This is a genomic window from Amycolatopsis sp. NPDC004747 (assembly GCF_053601335.1).
In genome coordinates this window covers 1-1918 of sequence record NZ_JBSGBQ010000079.1, presented here as the reverse complement: position 1 = coordinate 1918, position 1918 = coordinate 1, and the positions used below count along the sequence as shown (strand labels likewise).

Here is a 1918-nt window from a genome sequence, read left to right as displayed (position 1 = left end):
CAGACTGCTCGCAGACATCGCGGCTCAGGGGGCACAGTTCCTGATCCGTGCCACCAGTACTCGGCGTCCGCCGATGCTGGCGCTGCTGCCCGACGGGTCCTACCTCACCCGGATCGGCAGCGTTCGGCTGCGGGTGATCGAGGCCGAGGTCCGCTCCCGTACGGCCCATGGCGACGACTTCGGCGGAACCTACCGCCTGCTCACGACGCTGAGCGACCACCGCACCGACCCAGCAGACCGCCTGGTCGGTCTGTACCACGAGCGCTGGGAGATCGAGACCGCGTACCTGGCACTACGTCATACCCTGCTCAAGGGCCGCGTTCTACGGTCGAAGGACCCGGCGGGTCTCACCCAGCCTGCGTTCCGCAGTTGATGGCGGGTTCTCGGCACGGATGAGGGCGTTGTTGCAGGTCACGTGGTTCCGTCCTGGTGGAACGGCCAGAATCGCCTAGTAACACGTTCTGCTCGATTACTATGAGTTGACCTGCAGCAATGCTGTTAAGGTCTGGAACTATGTATGTACGGGCGACCACGCGGAAGAACAAGGACGGCTCGACCGTGCGCTACCTGCAGTTGGCGCACAACGAGTGGGACGCCGCCACCGGCACCTCTCGCCCGCAGGTGCTGCACAGTTTCGGCCGCGAGGACCAACTGGACCGCGGCGCCATCGAGCGCCTGGTCGCCTCGCTCGCCAAGCTCCTCGATCCGGCCGCCGCCCTGCGGGCCACCTCCGGCTCGGAACTGACACTCCTGGCCTCGCGGCCGATGGGCGGCGCCCACGCCCTGGACGGCCTGTGGCACCGCATCGGCATCGACACCGTCATGAAGAAGCTGCTGACCGGGCGTCGCCTGGACCCGACCGCCGAGCGGGTGCTGTTCGCACTGGTCGCCAACCGCGCACTGGCCCCCAGTTCCAAGCTCGCCGCCACCCGCTGGATCCAACACGACAGTCACATCCCCGGACTGCCCGCCACCAGCGACGACGCCTGCTACCGGGCGATGGACTGGCTCCTCAAGATCGAGGACAAACTCGCCGAAGAGGTCTACTGGCAGGTCGCCGACCTGCTCAACCTCGAAGTCGACCTGCTGTTCTTCGACACCACCAGCACCTACTTCGAGACCGGCGAACCCGACATCCCCGTGGCCCGAGACGAACACGGCCTGCGCCTTCCCGACGAGCCTGCCGACCAGGCGGAGCCGAGCAAGGCCACCAAGGACAGCAGCAGCGACCAGAAGACGGCGTCTTTCCGGGCCTACGGGAAGAGCAAGGACCACCGCCCCGACCTGCCGCAGGTCGTCATCGGCATGGCCGTCACCCGCACCGGCATCCCGATCAGGGTGTGGAGCTGGCCGGGGAACACCGGGGACCAGGCGCTGATCCGCCAGGTCCGCGAGGACCTGCGCGAGTGGAAGCTGACCCGGGTGGTCTGGGTCGCCGACCGCGGCTTCGCCTCCGAGACCAACCGCCGCTTCCTGCAGCGAGCCGGCGGCCACTACATCCTCGGCGAGAAGATCCGCTCCGGCTCACCCGCCGCCCAGGCCGCCCTGTCCCGCCAGGGCCGCTACGCGCACGTCGCCGACAACATGCAGGTCAAGCAGGTCCAACTCCCCGACACCGCGGACCGGTTCGTCATCTGCCACAACCCCGACCAGGCGACCCGCGATGCCGCGATCCGGGCCGACCTGCTCGCCCAGCTCGAGGACGCCATCAAGGGCTCCGACAAGCTGGGGCCCCTCAAGCGCGCCGAACTGCGCGGGAAGCTGTCCACCAAGCCCGGCCTGCACCGCTTCCTGCGCGCAACCCCCGCCGGGCTGCTACGGATCGACAAGGCCGCGATCAAGGCCGAGGAACGCCTGGACGGCAAGTTCCTCCTGCGCTGCAGCGACCCGCACCTGTCCGCCGAGGACATCGCGACCG

General features: G+C 68.4%; 1 protein-coding gene and 1 pseudogene. Both read left to right on the top strand.

The features are described from left to right. A pseudogene (locus ACWEGE_RS46960) lies at nucleotides 1-355 on the top strand (IS4-like element ISSav1 family transposase); the annotation flags it as partial. A 158-nt stretch (nucleotides 356-513) separates the two neighbouring features. Further along, nucleotides 514-1918: IS1634 family transposase (locus ACWEGE_RS46955; protein WP_449667011.1), on the top strand; the 1405-nt coding region annotated here is incomplete at its 3' end.